This is a genomic window from Kitasatospora sp. NPDC034035, from assembly GCF_055575755.1.
Genome location: NZ_JBVISA010000001.1, coordinates 440409 through 454205, shown reverse-complemented (window position 1 = coordinate 454205; position 13797 = coordinate 440409). Strand labels below are relative to the sequence as shown.

The window sequence follows — 13797 nt, the reverse complement described above, 5'->3', positions numbered from 1 at the left end:
TAGGGGGCGGAGCGCCACCATGGCTACACCCGGTGATTCACCGGAAGCGCAGCGCAACCTACGGAGACCCCCATGCCCGATGTGCAGAGACCCGATACCTGGTTCCAACTCCACGAGGTGGTGCGGGACTTCAGCAGCCTCGACAGCGGCAAGCCGTGCGAGGGCGTCTTCGTCGAGGTGGCGTTCGGAAAGGCGGTGCTTCGGCCGCTGGGGTCCACCGGGCCCGAGCGGCGGGTCGACCTGGGCCTGATCCGGTCGCTCGACCCCCGGGAGACCGCGCCGGGGACCTGCGGGAAGTCGCGTCGGCGGCCGTTCGGCGGGTGGCCGCTTCCTTCCGGCATCAACTCATCACCCCGGGAGCAGAGTTGAGCAAGTCCCTCTTCCACAGCAAGCCTCCCGGCCGGCGGTCGGGGCAGCAGGTCTTCGTTCTGCGCGAGGACCCCGGAGGGTCGGGCGACTTCTTCGTGCTCCTGGTCGATTCCGTCCACCACGACGGGCTGGTCATGCCCGGTGGCAGCGCCGAGCAGAACGAGCTCCCCCACCTCGCCGCCCGGCGTCACCTCGAAACGCAGACCGGGCTCGTCCTGCCGCTGCGGACGATCCTCTCGGTCGACTACTCCCCCGCCGGCGAACTCTGCGAAGGCCTCGACTTCGTGTACGCGGGCGGGGTGGTCACCTCCCGGCAGGCCGCAGCGGTCCGCCCGCACCAGCCGCCGGAGGACGTCCGCGCCCTGCACTGGGCGCCCCCGGCCAAGTTGCGCAGGGTCATGACGGACGACCAGTACCGGCGCGTCGAGGACGCCTGGGACGCGTGGGAGCACGGCGCCGGCCTCCCCCTCCTCGTCCGGGGCGTCCCGGTCCCGGTCGGCTGATCAAGACGGCAGGGACCGGGACGGACCGCTGGGGGCGGTCCGGGCCTTCGGCTTGTCGAGGTCAGACGTCGCCGAACTCGCCGCTGCGGACAGCGGCAATGAATGCCCCCCACGCCTGAGCCCGGAAGAGCAGGGCCGGACCCTGGGGAGCCTTCGAGTCACGGACGGGAACAAGACCGGGGAAGTCCGCGGTGAATTCGACGCAGTCGCCACCGTTGTTGGAGTACGAGGACTTCCGCCATCTGCCGCCGGTCAGATCTACGTGCTCGGCCATGACGCTCTTCTCAAACCTCGCCGAACTCGCCGCTGCGAACAGCGGCGACGAACGACACCCAGGCCTCGGCCGGGAAGACCAGGGCCGGCCCGTTCGGGTCCTTGGAGTCCCGGACTGGCATCAACTCACAAAAGCCGCGCGCAACCTCAAGGCAGTCCCCGCCTTGTTGGCTGTACGTCGACTTCATCCACGATGCGGTAGCCAAGTCGAGATCAGCCATGCGATCACCTCCGAAGCAGCGCAGTCACATCTCGGCTCCAGCGTAGAACGGCGGCGGCGCCCGAAGGGGGCTGCCGCCGAATCCGACTGACGAATCGTCACTGTTCGACCGAGGCTGGCGGAGTGCCGAGCCGCCCGCCCCGTCCACCCTTCCCCCTGTGGGCTGGCTGGACTCCTCCGTGGCGTGGACACGGCCGGGCTCGATGATGTCGGCGGGGAGGCCTCGTCGGGCCGGGCCTGACGCTGGACGTACTCCTCGAACAGAGCCCGGAACGGGCCGGGGGTGAGGATGACGGCGCCGGTGCTGGTGGCCTGTCGCAAGCCCTGTCGGCTGCCGGCGGGCAGCATGATGGCCACCACGCGCCTGGCTACCGTGCTCTACCGGCAGGGCGACCGCGCCGAAGCCGACCACCACGCCGCCCAGGCGGCCGCGCTTGCGGCCACCGTTGGCTCTGCCCGGCTGGCCTCAGCCCTCGCCGACATGCGTCGCGCCGCCGGTGCGCTGGCGGCCCGGTGACGAATCACCGAGCCGGTGGCCGCCGGTCGCCGCAGCTGCCGGACCTCGCGTCCGGAGGATGAAGCGCAGGCCCGGACCGCGAACGGTCCGGGCCTGCGTCGGTGTTCGGAGGTTCTCCGGATCCCGGCCCGGCCCTCTCGCCCAAGCCGTGGGGCCTGCGCAAGCCCGCGGTATCCCGTTCGTCGCGGCGTTCCTGGCGCCCGTCGTGGGTTTTCCGGTCGTCCGGCCGACGGGCTCAAGGCAGCCGGCGCACCGGGGTGACCTCGCGGATGTGGATGAGGACGTCGAAGGCTTCGGCCAGGGAGGCGACGGCCAGGTGTTCGGCGGCGTCGCGGTCCGGGGTGTAGACGCCGCTGATGACGCGGGCCTTCGCCGGTCCGTCCCACTGGCCGCGGACGTCGTCGTGGCGCAGGTCCAGCCAGCGGGCGGGCAGGTCCGTTGCGCCGAGCTTGGCGTCGACCAGGTCCGCGCCCGGGGCCGGGAGGACGGCGACGCCGAGGGCGCCGTGGTGGAAGCCGATCGCCGCGGAGACGTACTGCGCGCCGTAGCGTTCGCGCAGCAGGGTGCCGGCGGTGGTCTGCGGACCGCGCTCGGGGGCCAGGCCCAGCACCGTCTCGGCCGCCGACGTGTGCGCGATGCCGTCCCAGTAGACGGTGCGCAGCCCGGTGGCGTGCTGGAAGTCGCCGACGATGTCGGCGCTCACCTCGGCGTCGCCCGCGTAGCTGCCGCGCCCGGCGACGCTGTGCTCGTGGAACTCCACGATCAGGCGCATCCTCGCGACCACGCCGGCATCCCCGACATCGGGGAGGGATTCGACCAACGCGAGTGCGTCGCGGGCGTGTTCGGCGAACGGCCGTCCGGGGTGGAGGCCCCGCGCCCGCTGCACGTGCTCGTCGGTCGTGTGGGCGGTGCGGATGGGGTCCAGGTGGGCCGCCAGCTGCGCGAGCCGCTCGGGCGCCGACGCGCGCACGTGCGCCAGGACGGCGTCGTAGTCGGCGGGTGCCGCCTCGGCCGGCTTCACGCCGAAGATCCGGACCGGGTCGTCCGCGTGGCCGCGGTTGAACGCCCGGATCCACTCCAGGGCCGTGGCCATCTCCTCGGTGCGCCAGGGCCTCCAGGCGCCGGCCAGCGCGGACGCGGCCGAGCCCCCGCCACCGCCCACGTACGCGTCGAGGGCCGCGGCGGCACCCGCGCTGTCCTGGACGGCCAGCGCGCGGAAGCCGTGGTCCCGGACCAGCCGGCGGAACAGCTGGTCCCGCACCCCGAAGGTCTCCCGGGAGAAGCGCGTGGACTCCCCGATGCCCACCACCGTCGCCCCGGCGGCCAGTTGTGCGGCGATCCCGTCGAGCACGGTGTCGGACAGCGGGAGAACCCGGGTGTGGTCAGTGTTCGAAGGGGCGGGGTGGCGGAGGGGTGCGGTGTCGTTCGGCATGCCGCTCAGTCTTGTACCTCAAGCTGACTTGAGGTCAAGCTTCTCGATCGCCGGCTACTCCTGCACCCGATAGGCCGTCCCCGCGGCTTCGGCGTAACTGAGCCAGGCCGCCCCCGCGGAGTGGACATGCAGGTCGACGACGACCTCATCGCCCTCCCAGCGGCCGCCCTCCGAGATCGCGAGGCCGATCAGCGCCAGGTTGCCGGCCTGGTCCCGCACCTCGTACTGCTCACGGGTCTCCTCGCCGAGCTCGCCGTCCGAGTCGTCCCGCTCCCAGGCGTCCACCGCGGCCTGGGCCACGACCCTGGGCAGTCGCACCGTGACACGGCCGACCTGGGCGTGGACGTGATCCCCGATCTCGGCCAGCACCTTCGCTTCTTCCCGGTACAGGGCGTACCGCTCATGTTCCGTCACAGGGCGAGGCTACTGGGACCGCTGGGCCCGTCTCGACCGAATTGATCCGGCGGAACCCCGTGCGGTCGGAGCACGAGCTACAGCAGGTGCTTGACATCCTCCCCGCCCTAAAGGACGGGGATTCCTCCCGCGCCTGCGGCACGGATACCCGTGCGTGGCAGGTCGCCGAGGTGGGTTCCCCGTTCGACGGGCCGTGCCTGGCGTGGGATCGCCACGCCGGGTCTTGCCGGCCCTCCAGGGGCGTTTAACCTGTCCGCCTGCCCGGCGGCCAGGATGTTGCGAGCAGCATTGAGGTCACGGTCATGCCGCACACCACACGCCGTACAGGCCCACTCGCGCACCGCGAGGGGCTTGGGACCGTCACGGTGCCCGCACGCCGAACAGAGCTGGGACGACGGGAACGCGCGGTGCACGATCCCGACGGCGCGCCCGAACCGGGCGGCCTTCTTCTCCAGCAGTCGCCGGAAGGTCGACCATCCGGCGTCGTGGACGGACTTGGCCAGAGGGCCACGGGCGAGGCCGCGCACGTTCAGGTCCTCCAGGTACACCGCTTGGGTTTCGCGGATGATCCTGGTCGTCTGCTTGTGCAGCCAGTCCATGCGGGTGTCGGCCACCTTGGCGTGCGCCTTGGCGACCTTGACGCGGGCCTTGGCCCGGTTCTTGCTGCCCTTGGCCTTGCGGGACAGTTCCCGCTGCGCGGCCTTGAGCTTCCTCTCCGCCTTGCGGAGGAAGCGCGGGTTGTCGATCACGCTGCCGTCGGAGAGGACGGCGTAGGTGGTCAGCCCGAGGTCGATGCCGACCTCGGCATCGACCTCGGGCAGGTGATCGGGTTCGACGTCCACGACGAACGAGGCGTGGTACCGCCCGGCCGGGTCCAGCACGACCGTCACCGACGACGGATCGGCGGGCAGTGCCCGCGACCACTTCACCCGCACATCGCCGACCTTCGCCAGGTACAGCTTCCCGTTGGACCGCAGACGGAACCCGTTGCGGGTGAACCGCAACGACTGCCGGCTGTCCTTTCGGGACTTGAACCGGGGAAGACCCACCGGGCGGCCGGCCCGCTTTCCGGAGACGGAATCGAAGAAGTTCCGGTACGCCGTGTCCAGATCCCGAAGGGACTGGATCAGCGGGTCCACCCCCACCGAGGCCAGCCACGCCCGCTCAGCCGTCTTCTTCGCCCCGGTGATCACCAGCTTCTGAAGATCCGCGCTCTTCGGAAACGGCAGCCCGGCTTTCCGGGCTTCCTTCCGAGCCGCCAACGCGTCGTTGTACACCACCCGGGCACACCCGAACCTCCGGGCCAGCGAAGCACGCTGACCAGCCGTCGGGTAGATGCGATACGAGTACCTCAGGTGCACACGGTCAACCTACCGACCGGCACTGACATCAACAGCTCACGTCACAACCTCCGGAGACCACTCCGGCGCTACCCGGCTCCGAGCCAAGCCCCATTCCTCCCCGGCCCGAAGGCCGGGGCATCCTGGGAGATCAAAGGTGAACAGGAAGCGCACCGGCACCCGAACGCCCAGCTCCTCGGTCAACCTCGCGAACGATGCGTCAGCCGGCGTGGTGCATGGGCAAAGCCGCACCTTTCGGACCCGCGTCGGTGAGAGGAACCGTAACGGAGATCCACGAACGCGCCCGCCAGTCCGCCGAGCGCGCGTGCGAGTGCGAGTGCGGGCTCCGGCCTCCCCCTCCTCGTCCGGGGCGTTCCGGTCCCGGACGGCTGACCGGCCAGGACCGGGAGGAGCGCCCTCCTACCGCCTGCGCGGGGCGGTGGTGAGGAAGTCCAGGACGAGGGGGCCGGCCTGGGCGCGGAACTCCTCGAAGTAGGCGTGCCGGGCCTCGGGGATCAGGTGCAGCCGGGCACCGGGGATGCGGTCGGCGAGCAGGGGGGCGTTGGCGGCGGGGTTGAGCAGGTCGTCGCTTCCGTGGACGACCAGGGTGGGTGCGCCGATCTGCGGCAGGAGGTCCCAGGCGTCGTGCCGGTTGCTGGCCACGAGGTGGTGGCGCCGGGCGTGGGCGGGCATGTCGGGGTCGCCGAGGGTGTGGTGCGGGCCGGGATGGGAGTCGAGCCATCGTGGGGTGTACATCAGCTCCAGCAGGGCCTGCCGGGCGGCGCCGGGCTGGGATTGCGCCAGGGCTCGGCGGACATCGTTGCCGCGTTCGACACCGTGCGGGCCACCGGGTGAGGTGCAGCCGAGGACCAGGGCGCCGACCCGGCGCGGGTGGCGGGCCGCGAGGTGCTGGGCCACCCGTCCGCCCATGCTGGTGCCGTAGACGTCGGCCCGGTCGATGCCCAGTTCGTCGAGGACGGCGATGACGTCCCGGGCGAACAGCTCGGTGCTGTAGGGGGCGTCGGGCTTGTCGCTGTCGCCGGTGCCGCGGTAGTCGAGCGTGAGGGTGCTGCGGGCGGGGTGGAAGTCGGCGCGGACCGCGTCCCACCAATGGTGGTTGTTGGCCTGGCCGGCCAGCAGGACCAGCGGCGCCCCCTGGCCCTGGAGCTGGTAGGCGATGCGGACGCCGTCCGGTGTCATCGCGTGCGTCATCGGCCTCGGCCCCCCTCGTTCCCGTGTCGGCCGTCAGGCTATCCCGCTCAGGCCCCGGGCCCAGCGCGGACGGCGAACGGTGAACGGCGAACGGCCGAGGGCCGACGGCTGACGGCTGACGGCTGACGGCTGACGGCTGACGGCTGACGGCTGACGATGTGGCACGGGCCACACATAAGGGCCGGTTGAGGGCCCCGGAGTGACCAGGGTCACGCCGCGTGCGCGATCGGGCGCCCGGACGGCGCTCGGCCCCGGCAGGACTGGACGAGCCGTTGATCGGCACAGGCGGAGGGCCCGTCCGCTTCGGGACCTTGGTCATGAATCCGGCCGACCTTCGGCCCGGTGGTGACGGTGGCGAACCCGGGCAACCGTGGACGGTCGCCCGGTGTGATCGGGCGGTGGCGCCGTCCGAGGTGGGCGGCGTCGTCCACCTGCCGTCTACCCGGCGCACGGTGAGCGGGCCCGCCCGCCTCCGTACGCTCCGGAGGACCCCAAGCACATGTCCCAGACCATCGACAACGCCCCGTATACCGCCTTCCACCGCAGACTGGCCCTGGCCTGCTCGGGCGGGCCGCTGCTGGACGGCTACATCCTGAGCATCGTCGGCGTCGCCCTGATCGGGATGCGTCCCGAGCTCGGGCTGTCCACCGCCGAGGTCAGCCTGATCGGCGCCGCCGCCCTGGTCGGCATGTTCGTCGGCGGCGCGCTCTTCGGCGTGCTGACCGACAAGATCGGCCGGGAGGTGATGTACACCGCCGACCTGCTCGTGATGGTCGCCTGCTCGGTGCTCTCCTTCTGGGTCGACCAGGTGTGGGCGATCGCCGTGCTGCGCTTCGTGCTCGGCATGGCCGTGGCCGCCGACTACCCCATCGCGACCTCGCTGCTCGCCGAGTGGCTGCCCGCCAAGCAGCGCGGGCGGCTGCTCGGTCAGCAGATCGTCGCCTGGTACGCCGGCTCCGTGCTCGCCTACGTGGTGGGCTACCTGTTCCTGGAGCTGGCCGGGCCGGGCAGCTGGCGGTGGATGCTGGCGAGCTCCACGGTGCTGTGCGTGGTCTTCCTGGTGATCCGCCGCGGTTCGCCGGAGTCGCCGCGCTGGCTCGCCGCGAACGGGCGGGTCGGCGACGCGGTGCGCGTGGTCGAGAAGCACCTCGGGGTCCGGGTCGACGGCCGCGAGCTGATGCCCGACCCGGCCGAACGCGGCCGGCCCGCCGGGCTGCGCCTGCTGATGACCCAGCCCTACCGGCGCCGCACCCTGTTCTGCGGCCTGTTCTTCCTCTGCCAGGTCGGCCCGCTGTTCGCGATGCTCACCTTCGGCCCGCAGATCCTCTCCTCCTTCGGCCTGCCGGGCGGCACCGTCATGGAGACCCTCGGCACCGGGCTGATCAGCCTGGTCTTCCTGCTCGGCTGCTACCCGGCGCTGCGCCTGATCGACAGCCGCGGCCGGCGCCCCGTCATCATCTGGTCCTTCGCGCTGATGACCGTCCCGCTGGCCCTGCTGGGCGTGTGGCCCACCGCCCCCGCCGCGGTCGCCCTGCTGGCGCTGTGCGCGTACGCGTTCCTGTGCGGCGGGCCCAACGTGCTCGACTGGACGTACCCCAACGAGCTGTTCCCCACCGAGATCAGGGCCACCGCCGTGGGTGTGGCCACCTCGGTGAGCCGGATCGGCGCGGCCGTCGGCACCTACCTGCTGCCGCTGTCCCTGACCGGGCTCGGCACCGGCCCGACCATGCTCATCGCCGCCGGCACCACCGCGCTGGGCCTGCTGGTGTGCGTGCTGTGGGCGGAGGAGACCCGCGGCACCTCCCTCGGCGCCGCCCCGGCCGCGTCCGACGTGTCGGCCGCCTCCGACCAGGCCTCGTCGGCGACGAGCCCGGCGCCGGGCGTCCCGGCCCAGCGCCTCCCGCAGCCGGTGCGCTGACGGTGTGCTGACGGCCTGCTGACGGCCACCGCGTGAACCGCTGACGGCGCCGCCCGGTCCTCCCGGGCGGCGCCGTCGCCGGTTCACCGACCGTCGACCGCCGTGTGCCCGAGGCGTTCCGGGGTGCGGCGGTAGGGCCCCCGTTCGGGGCCCGGAAACCCCAGGGGTGCGACACGAACGGGTCGTCCGTACCCGACTTTTCCGAGCGGGGGCGGCACGGGGCCCGGGCCGGGCAGAGCCGCCCCCCCGCCCGCACTCGGGGTGCGGCGGCCGGCTTTGTCAAGCCTGCACCGGAGCCGGGCGCACGGCAGTAGCGTCGGCCTCTCAACAACCGTTCCGACACGGTGAATTGGAGGCGAGGGTGACCGAGGAAAAGCCCGGGGGCGGCGGGTCCGGCGGGGAGGGCGGTCCGCTGCACGAGCGCGAGGCCGAGATCCGCTCGGCAGGGCGGGCGATCGAGGCGCTCACCGGGCCGGCCGGCGCCGGGGTCGGGGAGCTGCTGCTCTACACGGGCGCGGCGGGGCTGGGCAAGACCGCGGTGCTGACCGAGGTGCGGCGGGCGGCGCGGCGCGCGGGCTGCACGGTGCTGTTCGCCCGGGGCGGGCAGCGCCAGTGCCACGAGCCGTTCCACGTGGTGCGCCAGCTGGTGCGCCCGGTGCTGGCGGCCCTGTCCGAGGAGGAGCGGGCGCAGGTCTTCGGGCCGTGGGAGGACGTCGTCGGCCCGGCGGCCGGGCTGCTGCCGCCGCGCGGGCAGCTCGATCCCCAAGGGGTGCGGGACGGGCTGGACTTCGTCCTCACCCGCCTCGTGCAGCTGCGCTCCCCGGTGGCCGTGATCGTCGACGACCTGCACTGGGCCGACCCGGAGTCGCTCGGCTGGCTGGCGGGCTTCGCGGTCCGCGCCCGGGAGCTGCCGGCCCTGCTGGTACTCGCCTGCCGCGACGAGTTCCCCGACGACGCCCTGGCGCTGCAACGCGGCCTCGCCGACCGGGCCGACCGCCGGCACGAACTGCGCCCGCTCCAGCCCGCCTCGGTCGCGCACCTGGTCCGCGCCGCCCTGGGCGCGGCGGCCGAGGACGCCTTCTGCCGCCACGTCTGGGCCGTCACCGGCGGGAACCCGTACGAGACCGCCACCCTGCTGCGCGAGGTCGCCGACCAGCGACTCGACCCGGTCGAGGAGAGCACCGGGCAGCTGCGCGAACTCGCCGCCACCGCCCGGGGGATGACGCTGCGGCACTGGCTGGAGCGGCTCGGCCCCACCGCGCTGCGCTTCGCCTGGGCGGCGTCCGTGCTGGACACCGACATCCGCTCCGACCTCGCCGCGGCCATCTGCGCCCAGGGCCCGGAGACCGCCGCCCAGTCCGTGCGGGAGCTGCGCCACCACCGGGTGCTGACCGGCACCGCGGCGGGCCGGCTGGAGTTCGTCCACCCGCTGGTCGCCACCTCGGTCTACCAGTCGATGTCGCCCTCCACCCGGACCGGGATGCACGGGGTCGCCGCCGTCGAGCTCGAGAACGCCGGCCTCGGCCTGCTGGCCGCCTCCCGCCACCTGCTGGAGATCCTGCCCGAAGGCGACGGCGAGATCGTCGACAAGCTGCGCCGGGCGGCCCGCGAACACCTGGCCATCGGCGCGCCCGAAGCCGCGCAGCGCTGCCTGCGCCGCGCCATCAGCGAGCCGCCCGCCGACTTGGACCGGGCCTCGGTGCTCTACGAACTCGGCTGCTCGGCGCTGCTCACCGACCCGGCGACCACCGTCAACCAGCTGCGCCTGGCGCTCGCCGACCCGTACGGGCTGGACCCCGAGCTGCGGGTGGACGCGACCTTCCGGCTCGCCCAGGCCCTCGCCCACAGCAACCGGCTCGGCGAGGCCGCCGCGCTGTGCGCCGAGGAGGCAGCGCGCACCGGGCCCGGGCCGGGGCGGCTGCGCCTGGAGGTCGCCCACTTCATGTTCGCCGCGTTCCAGTCCGAGGACGCGGACGGCCCGGGCCGCTCGCGGCGGCTCGCGGAGTTCGACCGGATGCTGGGCACGGTCGGCCTGGCCTTCACCGACGCCGACCCCGACCCCGGCTTCGGCGGCGGCGGTGAAGGCGCCGACGCGGACGCGGCGGCGGCCCCGGGCGAGGGCGTGTTCGAACGCGACGGTCTGGCCCACGCGGTGGCCGTGCTGCGCTGCTGGGACCTCACGCTGCGCGGCGTCGACAGCGCGGAGGCGATCGCCCTGGGCGAGTCCGCGCTGCCGGGCGGCCGGCTGCCCCACAGCCTCGGCTGGACCAACACCACCTGGGGCTTCGAGCTGCCCGGGATCCTGGGCATCAGCTTCCTGTACGCCGACCGGGTCGACCGGGCGGAGGAGCTGTTCGGCGAGGCGGTGCGCGCCTACGAGGTCGCCGGGTGGAGCGGCGGCCACCTCGGCTTCGCCTACCTGCTGACCGGCATGCTCCGCTTCCGCTGCGGCGCCCTCGCCGCGGCGGAGGACTACCTGCGCCGGGCCCTGCGCATCGCCGAGCGGATCGGCCCGGGCATCCCGCTGCACTGGGACGCGGTCGGGGCGCTGGCCGAGACCCTGGCCGCGCGCGGCCGGGTGGCGGAGGCCCTGGAGCTCGCGCACAAGCACGCCTTCGGCCCGCCGTACCCGACGGTGATGGTGCTGCCCGACGCCCCGACGCTGTACGGGCGCCTGCTGCTGGCCCGGGGCGACGCGGCGGGCGCGGCCGCGACGCTGGCCGCCGCCGGGGCGGCCCTGGACGCGCGCGGGTGGCGCAACACGGTGTGGGCGCCGTGGCTGGGCCACCTGGCGCGCGCGGTGGCCGCCGAGCAGCCGGACCGGGCCCGCGACCTCGCCGAGGAGGCGGTGCGCCGGGCCCGGGAGTCCGGCACGGACTCGGCCGTCGGCAGCGCGCTGCGGCTGTGCGCCGCGGTGCACGAGCGGCCCCGCAGGGCCGGGCTGCTGGCGGAGGCGGTCGGCCGGCTGGAGCGCTCGCCCGCCCGCTACGAGCACGCGCTCGCCCTGGTCGACCTGGGCGAGGCGCTGGGCACCGCGGCGGACGCCCGCACGGCGCTCACCCGGGGGCTGGAGCTGGCCACCCGGTGCGACGCCGACGGCTTGGCCGCCCGGGCCCGCGATCTGCTGGGCGCGGGCGGCGCGGGCTGAGGCGGGGCGGGGGCCAGGGGGGATGGGGATGGACCTTGCAGATGCGTGCGCGCGCAACTATCTTTGGAGTCATAAGTTGCAGCTGCAATCAGTTGCGGGTGCGCCCCTGCGTCCTGGCGCCGCCGACCCCACCGGGAGTCCGACATGAGCACCACCCTCTTCACCCCGTACACCCTGCGGGCGCTGACCGTCCCCAACCGGATCTGGATGCCGGCGATGTGCCAGTACAGCGCCGTGCCGGGCGGGGACACGGCCGGCGTCCCGACGGACTGGCACTTCACCCACCTCGCGGCGCGCGCCGCCGGCGGCACCGGGCTGATCATCACGGAGGCCACCGCCGTCAGCCCCGAGGGCCGCATCAGCCCGTACGACCTCGGGATCTGGAACGACGAGCAGGCCGCGGCCTTCCGGCGGATCACCGCCTTCCTGAAGTCCCAGGGCACCGTCGCCGCGATCCAGCTCGCCCACGCCGGGCGCAAGGCGTCCACCGAGCGGACCTGGGTCGACCGCGGGCGCCCCGTCGCCGCCGACGAGGAGCACGGCTGGGTACCGGTCGGCCCCAGCGCCGCGCCCTTCTCCCCCGCCCACACCACACCGCAGGAGCTGACCGAGGAGCAGATCGGCGCGATCGTGCGCCGGTTCGCCGACGCCGCCCGGCGCGCGCTGGACGCCGGCTTCCAGGTCGCCGAGATCCACGGCGCCCACGGCTACCTGATCCACGAGTTCCTCTCCCCCCACACCAACCGCCGCACCGACGGCTACGGCGGCTCCTTCGAGGGCCGCATCCGCTTCGCGCTGGAGGTCGTCGACGCGGTGCGCGCGGTGTGGCCCGAGGAACTGCCGGTCTTCTTCCGCGTCTCCGCGACCGACTGGCTCACCGAGAACCCGCAGGACGGCCGCGAGGGCTGGACCTCCCAGGACACCGTCCGCCTCGCCAAGGAACTGCAGGCGCACGGCGTGGACCTGCTGGACGTCTCCACCGGCGGCCTCGTCCCCGACGCCCGGATCGAGGCCGCGCCCGGCTTCCAGGTGCCCTTCGCCGAGGCCGTGCGCACCGAGGCCGGCCTGCCCGTGGCCGCCGTCGGCCTGATCACCGACCCCGCCCAGGCCCAGGCCATCGTCGCCGAGGGCCGCGCCGACGCCGTCCTGCTCGGCCGCGAACTGCTGCGCGACCCGTACTGGGCCCGCCGCGCCGCCGCCGAACTCGGCGGCGAGGTCCCCTCCCCCGTCCAGTACCACCGCTCCTGAGCGTCCCTGACGCCCGCGGCCCCGGAGTGTCGGGCTTGAGTTGGAGTGCACTCCAAGTCCTACGGTTCTGCCGTGGGTCCCGCCCGCCGACCTCGGCGGGCGGGACCGGTCGGGATCGGGACGAGGGCCGCCGGTAGGGGCAGCCGGGAGAGGAGTGCCGCGATGAGCACGGCCGCGAACGACGCAGAGGTCCGCCGGGAGCGCTTCGAGCACGGGATGGAGGTGCTCGAGCGCATCGACGGCGAGGTCGGGCGCCGGGTCGTGCAGTCGCTGGACGACATCAGCCCCGAACTCGGGCACCAGATCGTCGCCTGGGGATTCGGGGAGATCTACAGCCGCCCCCAACTCGCCCCGCGCGACCGCCAGTTGGTCACCCTGGGGATGCTCACCGCGCTCGGCGGGTGCGAGCCGCAGCTGGAGGTCCACATCAACGCCTCCCTCAACGTGGGGCTCACCCCCGAGGAGATCGTCGAGGCGCTGCTGCACTCCGCCGGCTACTGCGGCTTCCCCAAGGCGCTGAACGCCACCTTCGTCGCCAAGAAGGTGTTCGGCGAGCGTGGCCTGCTGCCGGTCGCCGGCGCCTGACGAGCAGCAACGGCTGGCAGCTGGCCTGGCTGCCGGGCGGCCGGGCGGTGATCAGCGGCTTCGACGTGGACTTCAGCACCGAGCGCGACGAGGCGCAGCTGCTGGCGGGCGCGCCGGACTGGGTGCCCGCGCCGGCCGACCGGGCCGGGTTCTGCTTCTGGTGGGAGCCGGACGGCGGGAACTGGCGCAGCGCACCCGGCGAGACGGACCCCGGCGCACGCCTGACCGGCGCGGTGGAGAACGTCGAGGACCACCTGGCCGACCGGGTCCGGGAGCGGGTCCCGCAGGGGGAGGCGGACGAGTCGGCGTACGTCGCCGGCTTCGGCCGGCGGCTGACGGAACTGCTGGACGCCGCCCGCGCGCAGCGCCTGACCGTCGGCGAGCTGGCGCCGGTCCTGGCCTGCTTGGCCGATCCGCAGGACCTGCGGCCGGCGCCGCCCTCGCGGTCGCCGCGCGGGCGGGCTTCACGGCGGGCACCCGCCGGCCGTGGGACGCTGCGCAGGCGCAGGCCTGACGCCGTCCGAGGCCGTCTGACCGCGCCGTGCCGCCGTCCGCCGCTGCCTGGCGCCGCCGTGTGGCCGCCGTGTGGTTGAGCGCAGGAAGTCGGCCGGGCCGACT

14 protein-coding genes are annotated in these 13797 nt (G+C 73.8%); 8 read left to right on the top strand and 6 right to left on the bottom strand.

Annotated elements, in window-relative coordinates:
* The first annotated feature begins 72 nt into the window (after positions 1-72).
* Together ACZ52J_RS02155 and ACZ52J_RS02150 are read left to right on the top strand one after the other, a co-directional pair.
* Positions 73-369, top strand: coding sequence for a hypothetical protein (locus ACZ52J_RS02155; RefSeq protein WP_465615095.1), 297 nt, complete (start codon positions 73-75; stop codon positions 367-369).
* Entirely contained in the window at positions 366-872 is a 507-nt protein-coding gene (locus tag ACZ52J_RS02150) for an NUDIX domain-containing protein (RefSeq protein ID WP_465615094.1), read from the top strand. Before ACZ52J_RS02155 ends, ACZ52J_RS02150 begins: the two co-directional genes overlap by 4 nt.
* A 61-nt stretch (positions 873-933) precedes the next feature.
* Here ACZ52J_RS02150 and ACZ52J_RS02145 read toward each other — a convergent pair whose 3' ends face one another.
* Positions 934-1146 (bottom strand): DUF397 domain-containing protein, encoded by a 213-nt coding sequence (locus ACZ52J_RS02145; RefSeq protein WP_465615093.1) that lies wholly within the window; start codon positions 1144-1146, stop codon positions 934-936.
* A 10-nt stretch (positions 1147-1156) separates the two neighbouring features.
* Positions 1157-1366, bottom strand: a complete 210-nt coding sequence (locus ACZ52J_RS02140; RefSeq protein ID WP_465615092.1) for a DUF397 domain-containing protein — start codon at positions 1364-1366, stop codon at positions 1157-1159.
* Between the two features lie 288 nt (positions 1367-1654).
* Here ACZ52J_RS02140 and ACZ52J_RS02135 point away from each other — a divergent pair, with 288 nt between their 5' ends.
* On the top strand, positions 1655-1882 hold the full coding sequence (locus tag ACZ52J_RS02135; RefSeq protein ID WP_465615091.1) for a hypothetical protein: 228 nt from the start codon (positions 1655-1657) through the stop codon (positions 1880-1882).
* 235 nt (positions 1883-2117) lie between these two features.
* Here the strand turns inward: ACZ52J_RS02135 and ACZ52J_RS02130 are convergent, their stop codons facing one another.
* The 4 genes from ACZ52J_RS02130 to ACZ52J_RS02115 form a co-directional block, all read right to left on the bottom strand.
* On the bottom strand, positions 2118-3314 hold the full coding sequence (locus ACZ52J_RS02130) for an erythromycin esterase family protein (RefSeq protein WP_465615090.1): 1197 nt from the start codon (positions 3312-3314) through the stop codon (positions 2118-2120).
* Between the two features lie 54 nt (positions 3315-3368).
* Entirely contained in the window at positions 3369-3728 is a 360-nt protein-coding gene (locus tag ACZ52J_RS02125; protein WP_465615089.1) for a hypothetical protein, read from the bottom strand.
* 107 nt (positions 3729-3835) lie between these two features.
* The gene (locus ACZ52J_RS02120; RefSeq protein WP_465615088.1) at positions 3836-5089 is read right to left on the bottom strand and encodes an RNA-guided endonuclease InsQ/TnpB family protein; all 1254 of its coding nucleotides are present in this window, start codon (positions 5087-5089) and stop codon (positions 3836-3838) included.
* Between the two features lie 399 nt (positions 5090-5488).
* Positions 5489-6280 carry an alpha/beta fold hydrolase gene (locus tag ACZ52J_RS02115; protein ID WP_465615087.1) on the bottom strand — a complete coding sequence of 264 codons (792 nt, stop codon included), beginning with the start codon at positions 6278-6280 and terminating at the stop codon, positions 5489-5491.
* 499 nt (positions 6281-6779) lie between these two features.
* Here ACZ52J_RS02115 and ACZ52J_RS02110 point away from each other — a divergent pair, with 499 nt between their 5' ends.
* The 5 genes from ACZ52J_RS02110 (at position 6780) to ACZ52J_RS02090 (ending at position 13772) form a co-directional block, all read left to right on the top strand.
* Positions 6780-8198 (top strand): MFS transporter, encoded by a 1419-nt coding sequence (locus ACZ52J_RS02110; RefSeq protein ID WP_465615086.1) that lies wholly within the window; start codon positions 6780-6782, stop codon positions 8196-8198.
* 361 nt (positions 8199-8559) lie between these two features.
* Positions 8560-11346: an ATP-binding protein gene (locus ACZ52J_RS02105; protein ID WP_465615085.1), complete on the top strand. Its 2787-nt coding sequence runs from the start codon at positions 8560-8562 to the stop codon at positions 11344-11346.
* A gap of 144 nt (positions 11347-11490) precedes the next feature.
* A complete protein-coding gene (locus tag ACZ52J_RS02100) occupies positions 11491-12594 on the top strand; it encodes an NADH:flavin oxidoreductase/NADH oxidase (protein ID WP_360497544.1) in 1104 nt (367 codons plus the stop codon).
* A 162-nt stretch (positions 12595-12756) separates the two neighbouring features.
* Positions 12757-13179, top strand: coding sequence for a carboxymuconolactone decarboxylase family protein (locus tag ACZ52J_RS02095; RefSeq protein WP_465615084.1), 423 nt, complete (start codon positions 12757-12759; stop codon positions 13177-13179).
* Between the two features lie 47 nt (positions 13180-13226).
* The gene (locus ACZ52J_RS02090) at positions 13227-13772 is read left to right on the top strand and encodes a hypothetical protein (RefSeq protein ID WP_465615083.1); all 546 of its coding nucleotides are present in this window, start codon (positions 13227-13229) and stop codon (positions 13770-13772) included.
* Positions 13773-13797: the final 25 nt, after the last annotated feature.